12 protein-coding genes are annotated in these 14,939 nt (G+C 69.8%); 3 read left to right on the top strand and 9 right to left on the bottom strand.

The features are described 5' to 3' along the window. Nucleotides 1-8: 8 nt before the first annotated feature. From prmC to rpmE, 3 genes are all read right to left on the bottom strand, one after another. On the bottom strand, nt 9-863 hold the full coding sequence (gene prmC / locus ACQPYK_RS09200; RefSeq protein WP_433253141.1) for a peptide chain release factor N(5)-glutamine methyltransferase: 855 nt from the start codon (nt 861-863) through the stop codon (nt 9-11). 9 nt (nt 864-872) lie between these two features. Then, nucleotides 873-1,925 carry a peptide chain release factor 1 gene (gene prfA, locus ACQPYK_RS09195; RefSeq protein WP_433253140.1) on the bottom strand — a complete coding sequence of 351 codons (1,053 nt, stop codon included), beginning with the start codon at nt 1,923-1,925 and terminating at the stop codon, nt 873-875. Nucleotides 1,926-2,038: 113 nt separating this feature from the next. After that, the gene (gene rpmE / locus ACQPYK_RS09190) at nt 2,039-2,257 is read right to left on the bottom strand and encodes a 50S ribosomal protein L31 (protein WP_366286816.1); all 219 of its coding nucleotides are present in this window, start codon (nt 2,255-2,257) and stop codon (nt 2,039-2,041) included. Between the two features lie 273 nt (nt 2,258-2,530). On the opposite strand from rpmE, the gene ACQPYK_RS09185 reads away from it, so the two are divergent. Next, nucleotides 2,531-3,655 carry a hypothetical protein gene (locus ACQPYK_RS09185; protein ID WP_433253139.1) on the top strand — a complete coding sequence of 375 codons (1,125 nt, stop codon included), beginning with the start codon at nt 2,531-2,533 and terminating at the stop codon, nt 3,653-3,655. Nucleotides 3,656-3,838: 183 nt separating this feature from the next. Here ACQPYK_RS09185 and ACQPYK_RS09180 read toward each other — a convergent pair whose 3' ends face one another. From ACQPYK_RS09180 to thrC, 5 genes are all read right to left on the bottom strand, one after another. Further along, nucleotides 3,839-4,483: a response regulator transcription factor gene (locus ACQPYK_RS09180; RefSeq protein WP_433253138.1), complete on the bottom strand. Its 645-nt coding sequence runs from the start codon at nt 4,481-4,483 to the stop codon at nt 3,839-3,841. Nucleotides 4,484-4,495: 12 nt separating this feature from the next. Continuing rightward, nucleotides 4,496-5,857, bottom strand: coding sequence for a sensor histidine kinase (locus ACQPYK_RS09175; protein WP_433253137.1), 1,362 nt, complete (start codon nt 5,855-5,857; stop codon nt 4,496-4,498). Nucleotides 5,858-6,060: 203 nt separating this feature from the next. Continuing rightward, nucleotides 6,061-8,178: a transcription termination factor Rho gene (rho, locus tag ACQPYK_RS09170; protein WP_433253136.1), complete on the bottom strand. Its 2,118-nt coding sequence runs from the start codon at nt 8,176-8,178 to the stop codon at nt 6,061-6,063. A gap of 440 nt (nt 8,179-8,618) precedes the next feature. Beyond that, entirely contained in the window at nt 8,619-9,635 is a 1,017-nt protein-coding gene (locus tag ACQPYK_RS09165) for a homoserine kinase (RefSeq protein WP_433253135.1), read from the bottom strand. A 166-nt stretch (nt 9,636-9,801) separates the two neighbouring features. Continuing rightward, nucleotides 9,802-10,860, bottom strand: coding sequence for a threonine synthase (gene thrC / locus ACQPYK_RS09160; protein WP_433253134.1), 1,059 nt, complete (start codon nt 10,858-10,860; stop codon nt 9,802-9,804). Nucleotides 10,861-11,073: 213 nt separating this feature from the next. Here thrC and ACQPYK_RS09155 point away from each other — a divergent pair, with 213 nt between their 5' ends. Then, nucleotides 11,074-12,690, top strand: coding sequence for a glycosyltransferase (locus ACQPYK_RS09155; RefSeq protein WP_433253133.1), 1,617 nt, complete (start codon nt 11,074-11,076; stop codon nt 12,688-12,690). Nucleotides 12,691-12,696: 6 nt separating this feature from the next. Here ACQPYK_RS09155 and ACQPYK_RS09150 read toward each other — a convergent pair whose 3' ends face one another. Further along, on the bottom strand, nt 12,697-14,022 hold the full coding sequence (locus ACQPYK_RS09150; protein ID WP_433253132.1) for an MFS transporter: 1,326 nt from the start codon (nt 14,020-14,022) through the stop codon (nt 12,697-12,699). Between the two features lie 94 nt (nt 14,023-14,116). On the opposite strand from ACQPYK_RS09150, the gene ACQPYK_RS09145 reads away from it, so the two are divergent. Further along, nucleotides 14,117-14,926 (top strand): SAM-dependent methyltransferase, encoded by an 810-nt coding sequence (locus ACQPYK_RS09145; protein ID WP_433253131.1) that lies wholly within the window; start codon nt 14,117-14,119, stop codon nt 14,924-14,926. Nucleotides 14,927-14,939 lie beyond the last annotated feature (13 nt).

Here is a 14,939-nt window from a genome sequence, read left to right as displayed (position 1 = left end):
GTGCCATCCTATTCCTGGCCGAAACGGGCGGTGACGAAACGATCCCTGCGAGCGAGGTCCTGGCGGCTACGGACGTCGCGCCAGCCGTTGTCCTCGGAGAAGATCAGGTATACCGGGGTGCCCTGTTCGTCGGCGTGCTCCACGGCGACGAATCCGCCCGGGCGCAGCAGTCGCCTGGCGGTCCGTTCCACGGCCCTGACCTCGTCGAGACCGTCGCTGCCGGAGCCGTACAGCGCCCGGTGCGGGTCGTAGTCACGCACCTCGGGGTCGCGGGGGATCGCGCCCGGCGGGATGTAGGGCGGGTTGGAGATGACCAGGTCGACCTGGCCGTCGAGCTCGGGAAGAGCGTCGGCCAGGTCTTCCGGGTGCAGGTGGACCCTGCCCTGGCCGTGCTCCAGGATGTTGCGTTTGGCCCAGCGGTAGGCGTCCGGATCGACCTCGACCGCGTGCACCGTGGCCAGTGCGATCTCCTGGGCGATGGACAGTGCGATGGCGCCCGAGCCGGTGCCGAGATCCACGACCACCGGCGAGGCGACGTCCATCTCCCGCAGCCGCTCGATGGCCCAGCCCGCCACCACCTCGGTCTCCGGGCGGGGGACGAACACCCCGGGCCCGACCTCAAGCGACAGGTAGCGGAAGTAGGCGCGTCCGGTGATGTGCTGAAGCGGCTCGCGGGCCTCGCGCCGGGCGACGCCCTCCCAGAACAGCGCGTCGAAGTCCGCGTCCGTCACGTTGTGCAGCTCGCTGCGCCGTACGCCGTGGACAAACGCGGCGATCTCCTCGGCGTCGGTGCGCGGCGACGGCACACCTGCCTCGGCGAGCCGGGCGGTGGCGAGGGCGATCTCGTCCAGCAGAAAGGTCATGGGCGCGTTCTATGAGTGAGCGGCGAGCTTCTCCGCCATCTCGGCGTCGAGCAGGGACTGGATGACGGCCGTGAGGTCCCCGTCCAGCACCTGGTCGAGGTTGTAGGCCTTGAAGCCGACACGGTGGTCGGAGATGCGGTTCTCCGGGAAGTTGTACGTGCGGATGCGCTCGGAGCGGTCGACCGTCCGGATCTGGGACTTGCGCTCGGCCATCGCGGCGGCGTTGGCCTCCTCCTCGGCGATGGCCTGCAGGCGGGCCCGCAGGATGCGCATGGCCGACTCCTTGTTCTGGAGCTGGCTCTTCTCGTTCTGGCAGGAGGCGACCACACCGGTCGGGACATGCGTGATGCGCACGGCCGAGTCGGTGGTGTTGACGCTCTGACCACCGGGACCGCTGGAGCGGTAGACGTCGATGCGCAGGTCGTTCGGGTCGATCTGAACGTCGACCTCCTCGGCCTCCGGATAGACCAGGACGCCCGCCGCGCTGGTGTGAATGCGGCCCTGCGACTCGGTGACCGGCACCCGCTGGACGCGGTGCACGCCGCCCTCGAACTTCAGCCTCGACCAGACCCCGTCGTCGCCCCGGGCCTTCAGGGCGACCGTGACGTCCTTGTAGCCGCCCAGATCGGAATGGGTGGCGTCGATGAGCTCGGTCTTCCAGCCGACCCGCTCGGCGTAGCGCAGATACATCCGCAGGAGGTCGCCGGCGAACAGCGCCGACTCCTCGCCGCCCTCGCCCGCCTTGATCTCCATGATGATGTCCTTGTCATCGTTGGGATCACGCGGGATGAGCAGGTGCCTGAGCCGGTCTTCCAGCTCGGGGACGCGCCCCTCGAGCTCCCGGGCCTCCTCGGCGAAGGTCTCGTCCTCGGCCGCCAGCTCCTTGGCCGTGGCCAGGTCGTCCTGGACGCCTTCGAGCTCCCGGTAGGTGGTGATGATCGGGGTCAGCTCGGCGTAGCGCCGGCCGAAGTTGCGCGCCTGCGTCGGGTTGGCGTGCACGGTGGGATCGGCGAGCTTGAGTTCCAGCTCGGCATACTCACTGAGCAACTCGTCGAGATTCACCGTGCGTCCTTCCTGAAAAACCTTCGGAACCTGCCTCATCACCACGAACGCCGACCCGGGCTCCCCCCGTCCGAAAACGCGGGAGGTGGTTCCGGGCCGGCGTCGGGTGTGGGCTACTGGCCCGTGGTCTTCTTGCCGAAGCGCTTCTCGAAGCGCGCCACCCGGCCGCCGGTGTCCAGGATCTTCTGCTTGCCCGTGTAGAACGGGTGGCAGGCGGAGCACACGTCGGCGTGGATCACGCCGTTCTTGGCGGTGCTGCGGGTGGTGAAGGTGTTACCACAGGTGCAGGTCACCTCGGTGGTGACGTACTCCGGGTGGATGTCGGGCTTCATGGCTTCAGTTCCTCTCCAAAGCGCGGTCGCCGGGTCGCCACTGTCTCTCGCCTGTCAGGCTTGCGCGCGGTGTGCACACTGAGGGTGCGCGCGGGCGGGAACCGGAACCGCTGCGGTTCGGCTACCAGTGTGCCAGATGCTCCAACCATCCCAGGCCACAAGACATTCCCGCCGGGCATGACCTGCACATGTAGACGAGTCACACCAGCCCCACTAGGCTCCGGTGGCCAAACCGTAACATTACCTATTTTTTACCTCAGACAAGGGGACCAGATGAGGAAGGGAATGCGGTTGCTCCTGGCGACCGCAACGGGGGCTGCCGTCTTCGCCACTGGTACGGCGACCGCTTTCGCCACCCAGACCAAGGCCGCCGCAGTGGCCTGCGACCTGACCGCCGCCGACGTCACCGCGATCACCGTGAGTGACGCCTACATCCCGCCGAAGGATGACGCCACCATCGGCTTCGAGGCGACCCTCAAGGACGCCTGGAAGCTGTCGGCGGACAAGAAGGCCGTCGAGCGGAACATCACCGCCGTCACGGCCGAGTTCCAGCGCGTCGGCGAGACCACCTGGAACAGCGCCACGATCGAGGCCCTGCCCGCCATCCCGGCTCCGCCCTCCAGCGGTGACGCGACGCTGCCCACCGGCGACGTCAAGCTCAAGGGCAGCTTCAAGGTCACCAAGGACAACAAGGAAGGCAAGTGGCAGGTCCGGCTGCACGTCAGCCGCGGTGCCGCGGCCAACGACAGCTGCAAGGAATTCCAGGTCGGCTCGCAGATCAAGTTCGTCAGCGCCTCGGTGACGGACCCGATCGTCCTGAACTCCGGCGATGACACCCAGGTGTCCGTCCGCGCCAACATCCTCGGCGCCACCTCGGTCACCGCCCGTCTCTTCAGCAACGACCAGAACGACTCCGTCGACCTCGAGCTCTCCGAGAGCGGCACCGCCAACCAGTGGTACAAGGAGACCTGGTTCGACGACGACTTCGCCACGGGGTCCTGGACCCTGGAGCTGACCGCCACGCGTGGCGGCCAGAGCGTCAAGTTCGAGAAGGCCGACAACTTCTGGGTCCAGACCGGCAGCTCCAAGGCCAAGAAGGCCAAGTCGAAGATCGCCTTCGACGTGAGCGCCAACAAGGTCAAGAAGGGCAAGAAGGTCCGGCTGTACGGCACGGCCTACCGGGGCAGCTCCGGCTATTCCGGCAAGATGGTCGAGCTCCACTACAAGAAGAAGGGCTCTTCCAGCTGGAAGTTCGCCTACTTCGTGAAGGCGAACGGCAGCGGCAAGTTCAGCAAGACCGTCAAGCCGAAGTTCGACGCCTACTGGCGCGCCGAGGTCTCCGGCACCAGCAAGACCTACGGGGCCAAGTCGGGCTCGGAGTTCGTGGACGTCCGCTAGCCCTCGGCCTCCCGGCGCCGCGCTGTACGACTCGCGTCCCCAACCCCGGGCGCAAGCCGTGCAGACGGCCGGCCGAGATCCGGCCCAGGTCCCGGTGAGGACCTGGCGTTCAGAGCCCGGTCAGGAGCCGCGTAAGACAAGAATCGACAGAACGCCCGGCGGTGGACACCGCCGGGCGTTCCGTCATCTGCCCAGGTAGGTGAGCACCGCGAGAACCCTGCGATGGTCGTCGGAGGCGGGTTCGAGGCCCAGCTTGGCGAAGATGCTGGAGATGTGCTTTTCGACCGCGCCGTCGGTGACGGCCATGCGCGCGGCGACCGCCGTGTTGGAGCGGCCCTCGGCCATCAGGGCCAGGACCTTGCGCTCCTTCACGGTCAGGGACTCCAGCGGATCGTCACGGCGGTGGCGGCTCAGCAGCTGCATGATCACCTCGGGGTCGATGACCGTCCCGCCGGACGCCACCCGCCGCACCGCGTCGAGAAACTCCGCCACGTCGGCGATCCGCTCCTTGAGCAGGTAGCCGACCGCGGACGCTCCCCCGCCGATCAGCTCGGTGGCGTACTGCTGCTCGACGTACTGCGACAGCACCAGAACGGGCAGGCCCGGCCGCCGCGACCTGGCCTCCAGGGCCGCACGCAGCCCCTCGTCGGTGTGGCTCGGCGGCATCCGCACATCCACGATCGCCAGATCGGGATCGTGATCGGCCACCGCCGCGACCAGCCCCGGACCGTCTCCCGCCACCCCGGCGGTCTCGATCCCTCCGTCGGCCAGCAGCCTGGCCAGCCCCTCACGCAACAGCACCGAGTCTTCGGCGATCACCACGCGCATGGATTCAAGCTTTCACCATTCGCAGGGCAGTTCGGCGCGGATCAGGGTGGGACCGCCCAGCGGGCTGTCCACGCTCAGCACGCCGTCGATGGTCGCGGCCCGGTCGGCCAGGCCTGCCAGGCCCCCTCCGGGACGTGGCACCGCGGCGCCGATCCCGTTGTCGTAGACCTCGACGACCACCTGCTGGCCCCGGCGGCTGACCCTGATGGCCGCCTCGGTCGCCTCGGAGTGCCTGGCCGCGTTGGTCAGGCACTCGGCCACGATGAAGTACGCGATGCTCTCCACCGCCGCCGGAGGGCGGTGGGAGACCTCCACCGAAAGGTCCACCCGCACCGGCGCCCGGGCCGCGAGCGAGGAGAGCGCCGCGTCCAGCCCCCGGTCGGTGAGGATCGCCGGATGGATTCCCCTCGCGAGGTCGCGCAATTCGGCGATGGCCGCCTTGGTGCCGGCGTGGGCCTGGGCGAGGAGCTCCCGGGCGCCCTGGAGGTCGGAGTCCAGCTTGGCCTGGGCCCGTCCCAGGTCGATGGCCACCGACAGCAGCCGCTGCTGAGCGCCGTCGTGCAGGTCGCGCTCGATCCTGCGCCGCTCGGCCTCGGCCGCGTCGACCCCGCGGGCCCGGCTGGCCCGTAGGGAGGCCGCCCGGGCCGCCAGCAGGCTCTTCTCCCCCGTGCCGAGCAGCGCGACCGCGAGCAGCACGTGCAGCCAGGCCATTCCGCGCGTCGCGTAGAGCGCGACGAGGAAGATCCCCACCCCGACGGGCAGGCACAGCAGCGCCTCCGGCACGGTGTCGACCAGCAGCCCATCGGTGATCTTCAGTGGGTCTCCGCCGAGCAGCAGGGACGTGGGTGCGGCGATCAGGCCGAACGCCAGACACCACAGGATCACCGAGACGGTGAACTCCACGATCCCGATCAACGGCAGCAGCAGGAGGTAGAGGAGGTCCTTCCAGGTGGCCGGATCGACGAGCGCGTCCTTCCACCGCGGGAAGAGGCCTTCCCCCTGGGCAGGCCGGTAGGGATCACGGATCCCGACACCGAAGGCCAGCCGGATCAGCCTGCGCTCCAGCATCGCCGCACGGCGCCAGGCGAGCATGGTCAGCGCGAGCAGCGGCGCCCCCACCCACAAGATGACCAGGGTGAACGAGATCGGGATCGCAGAGGCCAGGAAGGCGAAGCAGGCGACCCCGTAGAACATGCTCATCAGCATGTACGGCACGGCACGCCAGGTCATCGGGTCGACGAGCAGCCCCAGCGGTCCGTTGGGCCCCAGTGGCACACGCCGATGCAACGGCGTGCGCGTCGCCGATCGGCCCGCTGATCGGCCCGCCGCCGTCTCGGCCGTCATGCGCCCCTCCGGCTCATGCGCTGCGGTCACGGTCCGTACCGGAGCCCGTCCCGGACGGTTGCGGCCCCGACCGGCCCCGGAGCGCGGCGAGGGGGCACGGCGAAGGGCGCGGTGAGACGGAGCGGACGGGCGTCCTCCCCGTATGGATATCTCGAAGAGCGTGCTCGCACAAGACCCGGAGACGACGAACGCCCCGGCCATGAGACCGGGGCGCAAGCCGTACGACCAGGTGATCAGTCGCGGTCGGAGCTGACCGTCGTCTTCTGGACCTGGAGGAGGAACTCCGCGTTGGACTTGGTCTCCCTCATCTTCTCCAGGAGGAGCTCCAGGGCCTGCTGCATGTCCAGGGCGTGCAGCACACGCCGGAGCTTCCAGGTGATCTGCAGCTCGTCCTTCGACATGAGGATCTCTTCCTTACGGGTGCCGGACGCGTCGACGTCCACCGCGGGGAAGATTCGCTTGTCGGCGAGCTGGCGGTTGAGCTTGAGCTCCAGGTTTCCGGTGCCCTTGAACTCCTCGAAGATGACCTCGTCCATCTTGGAGCCGGTCTCGACCAGCGCCGTGGCGAGAATCGTCAGCGAGCCGCCGTTCTCGATGTTGCGGGCGGCGCCGAAGAAGCGCTTGGGCGGGTAGAGCGCGGTGGAGTCGACACCACCGGACAGGATCCGGCCGGAGGCCGGAGCGGCCAGGTTGTAGGCCCTGCCCAGACGGGTGATCGAGTCGAGCAGCACGACGACGTCGTGGCCCAGCTCCACCAGACGCTTGGCCCGCTCGATGGCGAGCTCGGCGACCGTGGTGTGGTCCTCGGCGGGACGGTCGAAGGTCGAGTGGATGACCTCGCCCTTCACCGACCGCTGCATGTCGGTGACCTCTTCCGGACGCTCGTCGACCAGGACGACCATCAGGTGGCACTCGGGGTTGTTGCGGGTGATCGCGTTGGCGATCGACTGGAGCACCATCGTCTTACCGGCCTTGGGCGGGGAGACGATGAGACCGCGCTGGCCCTTGCCGATCGGTGCCACCAGGTCGATGATCCGGGTGGTCAGGATGTTCGGCTCGGTCTCCAGGCGCAGCCGCTCCTGCGGGTAGAGCGGGACGAGCTTGTTGAAGTCGGGTCGCTGCCGCGCCTGCTCCGGGTCCATGCCGTTGACCGTGTCGAGGCGGACGAGCGCGTTGAACTTCTCGCGGCGCTCGCCGTCACGGGGCTGGCGCACGGCGCCGGTGACGACGTCGCCCTTGCGCAGGCCGTTGCGGCGGATCTGGGCCAGGGAGACGTAGACGTCGTTGGAGCCCGGCAGGTAGCCGCTGGTCCGTACGAACGCGTAGTTGTCGAGGATGTCCAGGATGCCGGCGATCGGAATCAGGACGTCGTCGTCGCCGACCACGGGCTCGTTGCTGTCGAAGCGGTCACGGCCGCGACGGTTGCGCTCCCGGAACCGGCCACGGCGGCCACGGCGGTCGTCGTCGTCGCCGACGCCGTGCTGGTCGCCCCGGTCCTGCGGGCCGCGGTTCTGCGGACCACGGTCACCGCGGTCGCTGACGCGCTCGCCACGGTCACCGCGGTCGCTGACGCGCTCGCCACGGTCACCGCGGTCGCTGACGCGCTCGCCACGGTCACCGCGGTCGCTGACGCGCTCGCCACGGTCGCCGCGGTCGTTGACGCGCTCGCCACGGTCACCGATCCGCTCACCGCGGTCACTGCGCTCGCCACGGTCGCCGGTCCGCTCGCCACGGTTCTGGCCCGCGTCGGCGGCGCGCTGGTCGGCACGGCCCTCGCCGCGCTCACCGCGCTCACGACGGTCGTTGACGCGCTCGCCACGGTCGCTGTTGCGGCCACGGCGGTCGCCACGCTCGCGACGGCTCTCGCCACGCTCGGCGCGGCTGTCGGTCTGGGCGGCGTCGGCCTGCTGCTGCTCCACCACGGGAGCGGCGGCGGCCACGGGCTCAGGCACGGAGGGCGCCTGCTCGGCCACGGGCTCGGCCACGGCGGCGGGGCGGGAACGTTCCCTGCGGCTGCGGGCCGGACGCTCGGCGACCGGCTCGGCCGCCGGAGCCGGGGCGGCCTGGGCCACCGGGGCTGCCGGGGTTTCCTTGACGGCGGCGGGAGCAGGGGCGCTCTCAGGTGATACGCCCTGCTTCTCCTGGATGGCCGCGATGAGCTGGCTCTTGCGCATCCGCCCCGTCCCGCTGATGCCAAGTCCGGAGGCCATGGCCTGCAGCTCGGGCAGCACCATGGCAGACAGGCCGGTGCCGGAGCGACGGCGCGGCCTGGCCGCGGCGCGGGTGGGGGTGTCGCCGGCCGCCGGCGGTGCGCCGGCGGCGTCGGAGAGGAGTTCGGTGGTGTCGCTCACTAATGGGTCCTTCCCAGGGGTCGGGCGTGGCCACGATCAGCCAATCGTCCCGGTGGTGCGATCGACCCGGTGGGACAGACCGGGTCGGGTTGCACGTTGCGATCCTCGACGGCCCATGAGGACCGTCGCCACTGTCGGAGAAGGGCACATCCATGCCGTCACCATCGAGATTCGCCGACGGTGGGGCTTGGAGGACACCCCCCGGATTGCTACCGGCAACCAGGTGTCGAGGTAATTCGAACGCGCGTGTCCCCTCAAACGCCGCCTCTCGTTGCCCCAACCGAATGTGGAGCATTCGGAGGGGACGGATTCGGGGAGGCCACTGCGGCGCTCACGCCTCACGGAATGAGGCATGATGCAGCGATGTGTGGCTGACAAGCACGCACCCAACAAGGGGGCACCTGGTGCGGCTACCAGCCTAACATCACCAGCGCACACAGCTATTCCCTGAAGGTCGAAGAGGCATCAGCGTGTCTCGGAGAGACAACGCAAGCACCGCGGGTTTCGACATCCAGTGGCTGGATGTGCCAATCAGTACCCACTTCCGGTGCGATCAAATCCTGCGTATCCACTGTCGAAAACGCAAGAATCGTGGGGCCCGCTCCCGAGACAACAGTAGGGATGCCGATCCCGCGCAGACGTTGTACCAGATCCGCACTCTGCGGCATCGCAGGCGCGCGGTAGTTCTGGTGCAGCCGATCTTCGGTGGCGGCCAGCAGCAGCTCCCGCTCCGGCCGTTCGGTCAGCGCCGCGATGAGCAGCGCGGCCCGTCCGGCGTTCGCAGACGCGTCGGCGTGCGGCACGTTTTCGGGGAGCAGCCCCCGGGCGACCTCCGTGGACAGCCGGTGCCGGGGAATGATGGCCACGGGCCGAATATCGGCATGTGGGACTAGTTTCACCATATGCGGAATGTTTGACTGATCTGTCCATGCGATGGTCAGGCCGCCCGCGAGGCAGGGAGCCACGTTGTCGGGATGTCCCTCGATCTCGGTGGCCAGCGCGAAGACATCGTCGTCGGTGAAGACGTCAGGCGCCTGCGAACGGCCGGAGCCGGCCCCGTCCCGATCCGACGTGGCCGGCCCGGACACTCCGGCCAGCGCGCGGGCGGCGAGGATCCCGGCGCAGATCGCCGCCGAGGAGGACCCGAGACCCCGCGCGTGCGGGATGCGGTTGAGACAGCGCAGCCGGATGCCGCGCGGCTGTGGAACCCCCATCCGGTCGAAGGTCGTTCGCATCGTCTTGACGATGAGGTGGCCCTCGTCCAGATCGAGCTCGCCCGCGCCCTCGCCCTCGACCTCGATGGCGACGCTCCGGGCGCCGGGGCCCCCGGAGGGCTCCACCAGGCTGACCTCGACCTCGTCGTAGAGGCCGAGGGCCAGCCCCAGCGTGTCGAATCCGGGGCCGAGGTTGGCCGACGTCGCCGGGACCCGGACGACGACCTTGTTGCTGTCGGTCATCGAGATTCTGGGGCGAAGGCCCCTGGCGTAGCCATAGGGAGGGAGCCCCTCCTCCTATCTGCCTCGTTCGATGTGGTGCGCTGTCGCGCGAGAAGTGCCGGTGGGGTGCGGGAGGTCAGGTTACGACGCCCCGCCACGCCGGTCTCTTCAGGGCCCCACTGGGGCACTAGGCGAGGCCGAGTGCCGTGGCCGCCGCGTGGGCGTCGATGGGAACCGTCACCGGGGTCGGTGCGCCGGAGATGGCCCAGTCGGGGTCCTTGAGGCCGTTTCCGGTCACCGTACAGACGATGCGCCGGCCGGGCTCGACGAGGCCCTGCTCATGAGCCTGGAGGAGACCGGCCACGCTGGCGGCCGAGGCGAGCTCGACGAACACGCCCTCCTCCTGGGCCAGCAGCTTGTAGGCGGCGGCGATCTGGCGGTCGGTGACGGCCTGGATGACACCGCCGGACTCGTCGCGGGCGGCCTCGGCCAGCTGCCAGGAGGCGGGGTTGCCGATGCGGATCGCGGTGGCGATCGTGTGCGGGTGGGTCACCGGCGCGCCGTTGACGATCGGCGCGGCACCGCTGGCCTGGAAGCCGAACATGCGGGGCTTCCTGGTGGCGACGCCGTCGCGGGCGTACTCGGTGTAGCCCATCCAGTAGGCCGAGATGTTGCCCGCGTTGCCGACCGGGATGCAATGAATGTCGGGCGCGTCGCCGAGCGCGTCCACGATCTCGAAGGCGGCGGTCTTCTGCCCCTGGAGGCGGAACGGGTTCACCGAGTTGACCAACGCGATCGGATAGTTCTCCGACAGCTTCCTGGTCATCTCCAAGCAGTCGTCGAAGGAGCCCTCGACCTGCAGCAGCGTCGCCCCGTGGACCAGCGCCTGGGCGAGCTTGCCCATCGCGATCTTGCCGCGGGGCACGAGCACCGCGCAGGTCAGGCCCGCGCGGACCGCGTAGGCGGCGGCGGAGGCGCTGGTGTTGCCGGTGGAGGCGCAGATGACGGCCTTCGCGCCGTCTTCGACGGCCTTGCTGATGGCCATGGTCATGCCACGGTCCTTGAAGCTGCCGGTCGGGTTGGCGCCCTCGACCTTGAGATAGACGTCGCAGCCGGTCAGCGCCGAGACCCGGTGCGCCGGGACGAGCGGCGTGCCGCCCTCCAGAAGCGTGACGACGGGCGTCGCCGTGGTCACCGGAAGTCGGTCACGGTACTCCTCGATGAGGCCACGCCACGCCCTGGTCATGATTGCTCCTCCCGCGCACGGCTCACCATGCGCGTCCTACCTGCGGTGTTAGGCAACGAGTCTACGGGTAATGGCCTGCGAAACGGGATGCGCCGTCCACTCAGTGGGACACCCTCGGCCGCTCTCCCATTTTCCCACAGGAAACGCTAAGCAAGCCGAGTTAGGGTTTGACAGGACTTGACAAGCGGTGACGCAGACAAGGGGAAAGACATCATGACGGATGGAGCGGGGACCGGCCTGCCCCCGATCCGGCACAACGACTACTCTCCCCTGGATCCGCCCGCGCTCGGCGAATGGCGTCCGACGCTCCCGGTGAGCGTGGTCATTCCGGCGTACGGCGGCCAGCACAGACTCGACCTGACCCTCGCCGCGCTGGCGGCGCAGAGTTATCCCGATCATCTCATGGAAGTGATCGTGGTCGACGACGGCAGCGACCCGCCCCTGCGGCTGCCGGAGATCGCCCCCGCCGGCACCCGGATCGTGACCGCCGGCCCCGGAGGTTGGGGCATCGCGCACGCGGTCAACTCCGGGGCCGCCCTCGCCGAGGGCGAGATCGTCCATCGCCTCGACTCGGACATGGTCGTCTGCCACGAGCACATCGAGGCGATGGCCCGCTGGCACCACCTGGCCGGCGGTCTGGTCGTCATCGGCGCGAAGAGGTTCGTCGAGGAGCCGGAGCTGTCCCCCGCCCTGCTGCACGAGGCGGTGCGCGCGGGTTCGCTGGAGAGCGTCTTCGACCTGTCGAACGCGCTGCCCAGCTCCACCGAGCAGACGATCTCCCGCACCGACGGCCTGCGGTCCAGCCGCAACCCGTACCACGTGTGCACCGGGCCGACGGTGTCGATGCGACGGGAGATCTTCCACGCCGTCGGCGGGGTCGATCCCGACGTGCTCAGGGGCGAGGACACCGAGTTCGCCTACCGGCTGGCCCAGCACGGCGTGGTCTTCATTCCCGAGATGGCGGCGCAGGCCGTCCATCTCGGGCTCCCGGCGCAGCGCCGCGACCACGACCGCGACCGGGCGGTCCGCGCGGTCGGCCCCTACCTCGCCCACCGCGTGCCGCTCCGCCGCGACCTGCGAAAGGACCGGGGTCGGCGGTGGCTGGTGCCGTACGTGGAGGTGGTGCTCCACGTGGAAGACGACGGCGGTCAGGTGCGCGAGGCGGTGAGCGCGGCGCTGGAGGGCTCGGTGCGCGACGTACGGGTCGCCCTGGTCGCCCCCTGGTCCCGGCTGCCCGCGGAGCGTCGCCCGGTGTTCAGCGACCGCTCCTTCGAGCTGCGGCTGCTGCGCGAGCACTTCGCCCATGACGATCGGGTACGGCTGATCGACGAGGTCCGCCCGACTCCCGCGCCGATTCCCTTCCGCTACACGGGCCCGGTCTCGGTTCCCCTGGGACGCGAGTCGCTGGAGCGGATGATCGCCACGATCCAGGACGACCGGTCCGGCATGCTCGTCGTCGATCTCGGCGACGACGGCACCGCGACGCTGGAGCGGACCGAGGCGCTGGGCCGGGCTCTGCTGCTGGGCACCGACGACGTCCCCGCCTCGATCAAGGCGACCCACGGTGTACGGCACGGCGACCGGGCTGAGTTCTGGCCGCGGTGGCGGCCCGATCGGGCCGCCACCGCGGCTCACGCCCCGGCTCCCGCTCCCGCCAAGGAGCCCGCCCGCGCTCCGGCGGCCGAGCAGGTACGAACTCCCGCGGGCGAGGCCGTACAGGCTCGGGCGGGCGAGCCCGCACCGGCTCCGGCCGCCGCGAAGAAATCGTCGCCCGTGCGGAAGTCCAAATCCCGGCTCGCCAAGCTCCGCGCCGCGATCAGGAAGGGCTGAGCCGGGTCAGCCGGCCGCGACCATGCTCTCGCGGTCCTCGGGCAGCGGCGTGACGCGCCGCCGTACCACCAGCCCGAAGACCGCGACGAGCAGACCGAACACGCCCGAGAGCACGAACGGGGCGGCGGGCCGCCAGGCATCGTAGAGAAGGCCGCCGAGGGCGGAGACCACCAGGATGCCGACGGCTCCGCACAACGTCTGCACGCCGTAGGCCGAGCCGCGCACGGCTGCCGGAGCCTGCTGGGCCAGCAGCGGGCCGGCGGTGGTGATCGCGGCGATCTCCCCCAGCCCGACGAACACGGCCGCCAGCATCATGCCGGAGCCCAGCGGGTCGTCGATCAGCAGCATGGACAGGTAGGACAGCGCCGCGACGACCTGGGCGAGGATGAGCACGTCCTGGCGCCGCATCCGGTCCCCCAGCCAGCCGAACAGCGGGGCGGCGACCACGGCCACGGTCTGCGCGACGCCGACCACGGCCCCGCCGCGGGCCAGCGCCTCCGCCGCCGGCATGCCGCGCTCGCCGGTGGCGTAGTCGATCACCCACAGGGACAGGAAGCCCGCGACGACGGCGAGGTCGGCGCGGGCGACGAACGCCGCCGCGTAGGACAGCGCCACGCCGGGGTCGCGGGCGAGCGCGACGCCCTCCCGCACCAGCCGGATCAGCGGGACCTGCTCGGCGGTCGCGCCGACCCCGGTCCCAGACAGGGTGAACCACATCAGCGCGGCGACGGCGAGCACGACCGCGGCGATGATCAGGAAGGAGATCCGGGCGGCGGTGACGGGGGCCGTCCCCCCGTCCTCCAGGATCTTGGGCAGGCGAACCAGGCCGAGCACCGCGACCATCGCGCCAAGGCCGCTGAACAGGCCGACCAGGCCGTAGGACTTGCCCCGCGAGCCGTCCCGGACGTAGTCGATCGCCACCGTGGACATCATTCCGCTGAGGGCGGCCACGCCCAGGGCGAAGACCACGCGCAGCGCGACGAGCACGGTCGTGTCACCGGCGAACGGGAACAGCGCGGCGCCCAGCGCGCACAGCACGAACCCGGCCACCACGATGGGCCGGCGGCCGAACCGGTCGGCCAGCGCGCCGTACCACGCCAGGCTGGCGATCATCGCGATCTCGGCGGCGACGCCGAGCAGGCCGACGACCTTGCCCTGGTCGGTCTTGGCGACGCCGAGGACGCCGCCCAGGATGTACGGCTGCGCCGCCGGGAGGAACGAGATGACCATGGTCGCCACGAACGACATGGACAGGCAGGCCCACATGTTGCCGCGGCCGATGCCGTCGGCGAGGTGGAGCCCCAGGACACGGCGCGAGGAGGAGGCGGCCATGGGGTGATCTTGTCAGTTTCGTGATCGGTTCTCTAGCTGCTCTTCTAGATATGATCACGATAATTCTGGAAATATCTCCACCGGGGAGCGGCACGTGACCGACCAGATACCCATCGGCATTCAAACCCATATTCCGAATGTCGCACGCATGTACGACTACTACCTCGAGGGCAAGGACAACTTCCCGGCCGATCGGGAAGCCGCGGAAAAGGCTCTCACGGTCGTTCCCGAGATCCGCCACAGCGCCCGCTCCAACCGCGCATTCCTGCGCCGCGCCGTCGATTTCGTCGCGCAGTCGGGCATCCGCCAGTTCCTCGATCTCGGCGCCGGCCTGCCCACCCAGAACAACGTGCACCAGGTCGCCACGGGGGCCCGGGTCGTCTACGTCGACAACGATCCGACCGTCCTGGTCCACGGCAGGGCGATCCTCGGCAAGAACGAGAACGTGACCATCGTCCAAGGAGACGTGCGGCGACCCGCCGAGATCCTGGAGCACCCGGACGTCCGCGCGGCGATCGACTTCGACCAGCCGGTCGCGGTCCTCATGCTGGCGATCATGCATTTCGTCCCCGACGAGGACGACCCCGAGGGCATCATCGCCACCTTCCGCCGCGCCATGGCGCCCGGCAGCCACCTGGTCCTGTCCCACGTCGCGATCGACGCCAAGCCGGAGGCGGCCGAGGGGGTCACCCAGGTGTACGACCGGGCGTCCTCGCCGTTCGTCCCCCGGACGGGCAAGGAGATCACCCGCATGTTCGACGGCCTGGACGTGGTCGAACCCGGCATCGTCAACCTCCCCGAGTGGCGCCCGGACCCCGGTGCCGTGGTGCCCTACAAGGGCATCGGGTCCTACTTCCTGGGCGGGGTGGGAGTGGTCACCGAGGACGACGGCGACAGGTGGTAGCCCGCCCGGCGCG

The sequence above is a fragment of the Streptosporangium sp. CA-135522 genome (genome assembly GCF_050949235.1).
In the GTDB taxonomy this organism is placed as follows: Bacteria; Actinomycetota; Actinomycetes; order Streptosporangiales; family Streptosporangiaceae; genus Streptosporangium.
The sequence above is the reverse complement of the archived record's forward strand: the minus strand, read 5'-3'. Positions and strand labels throughout refer to the sequence as shown.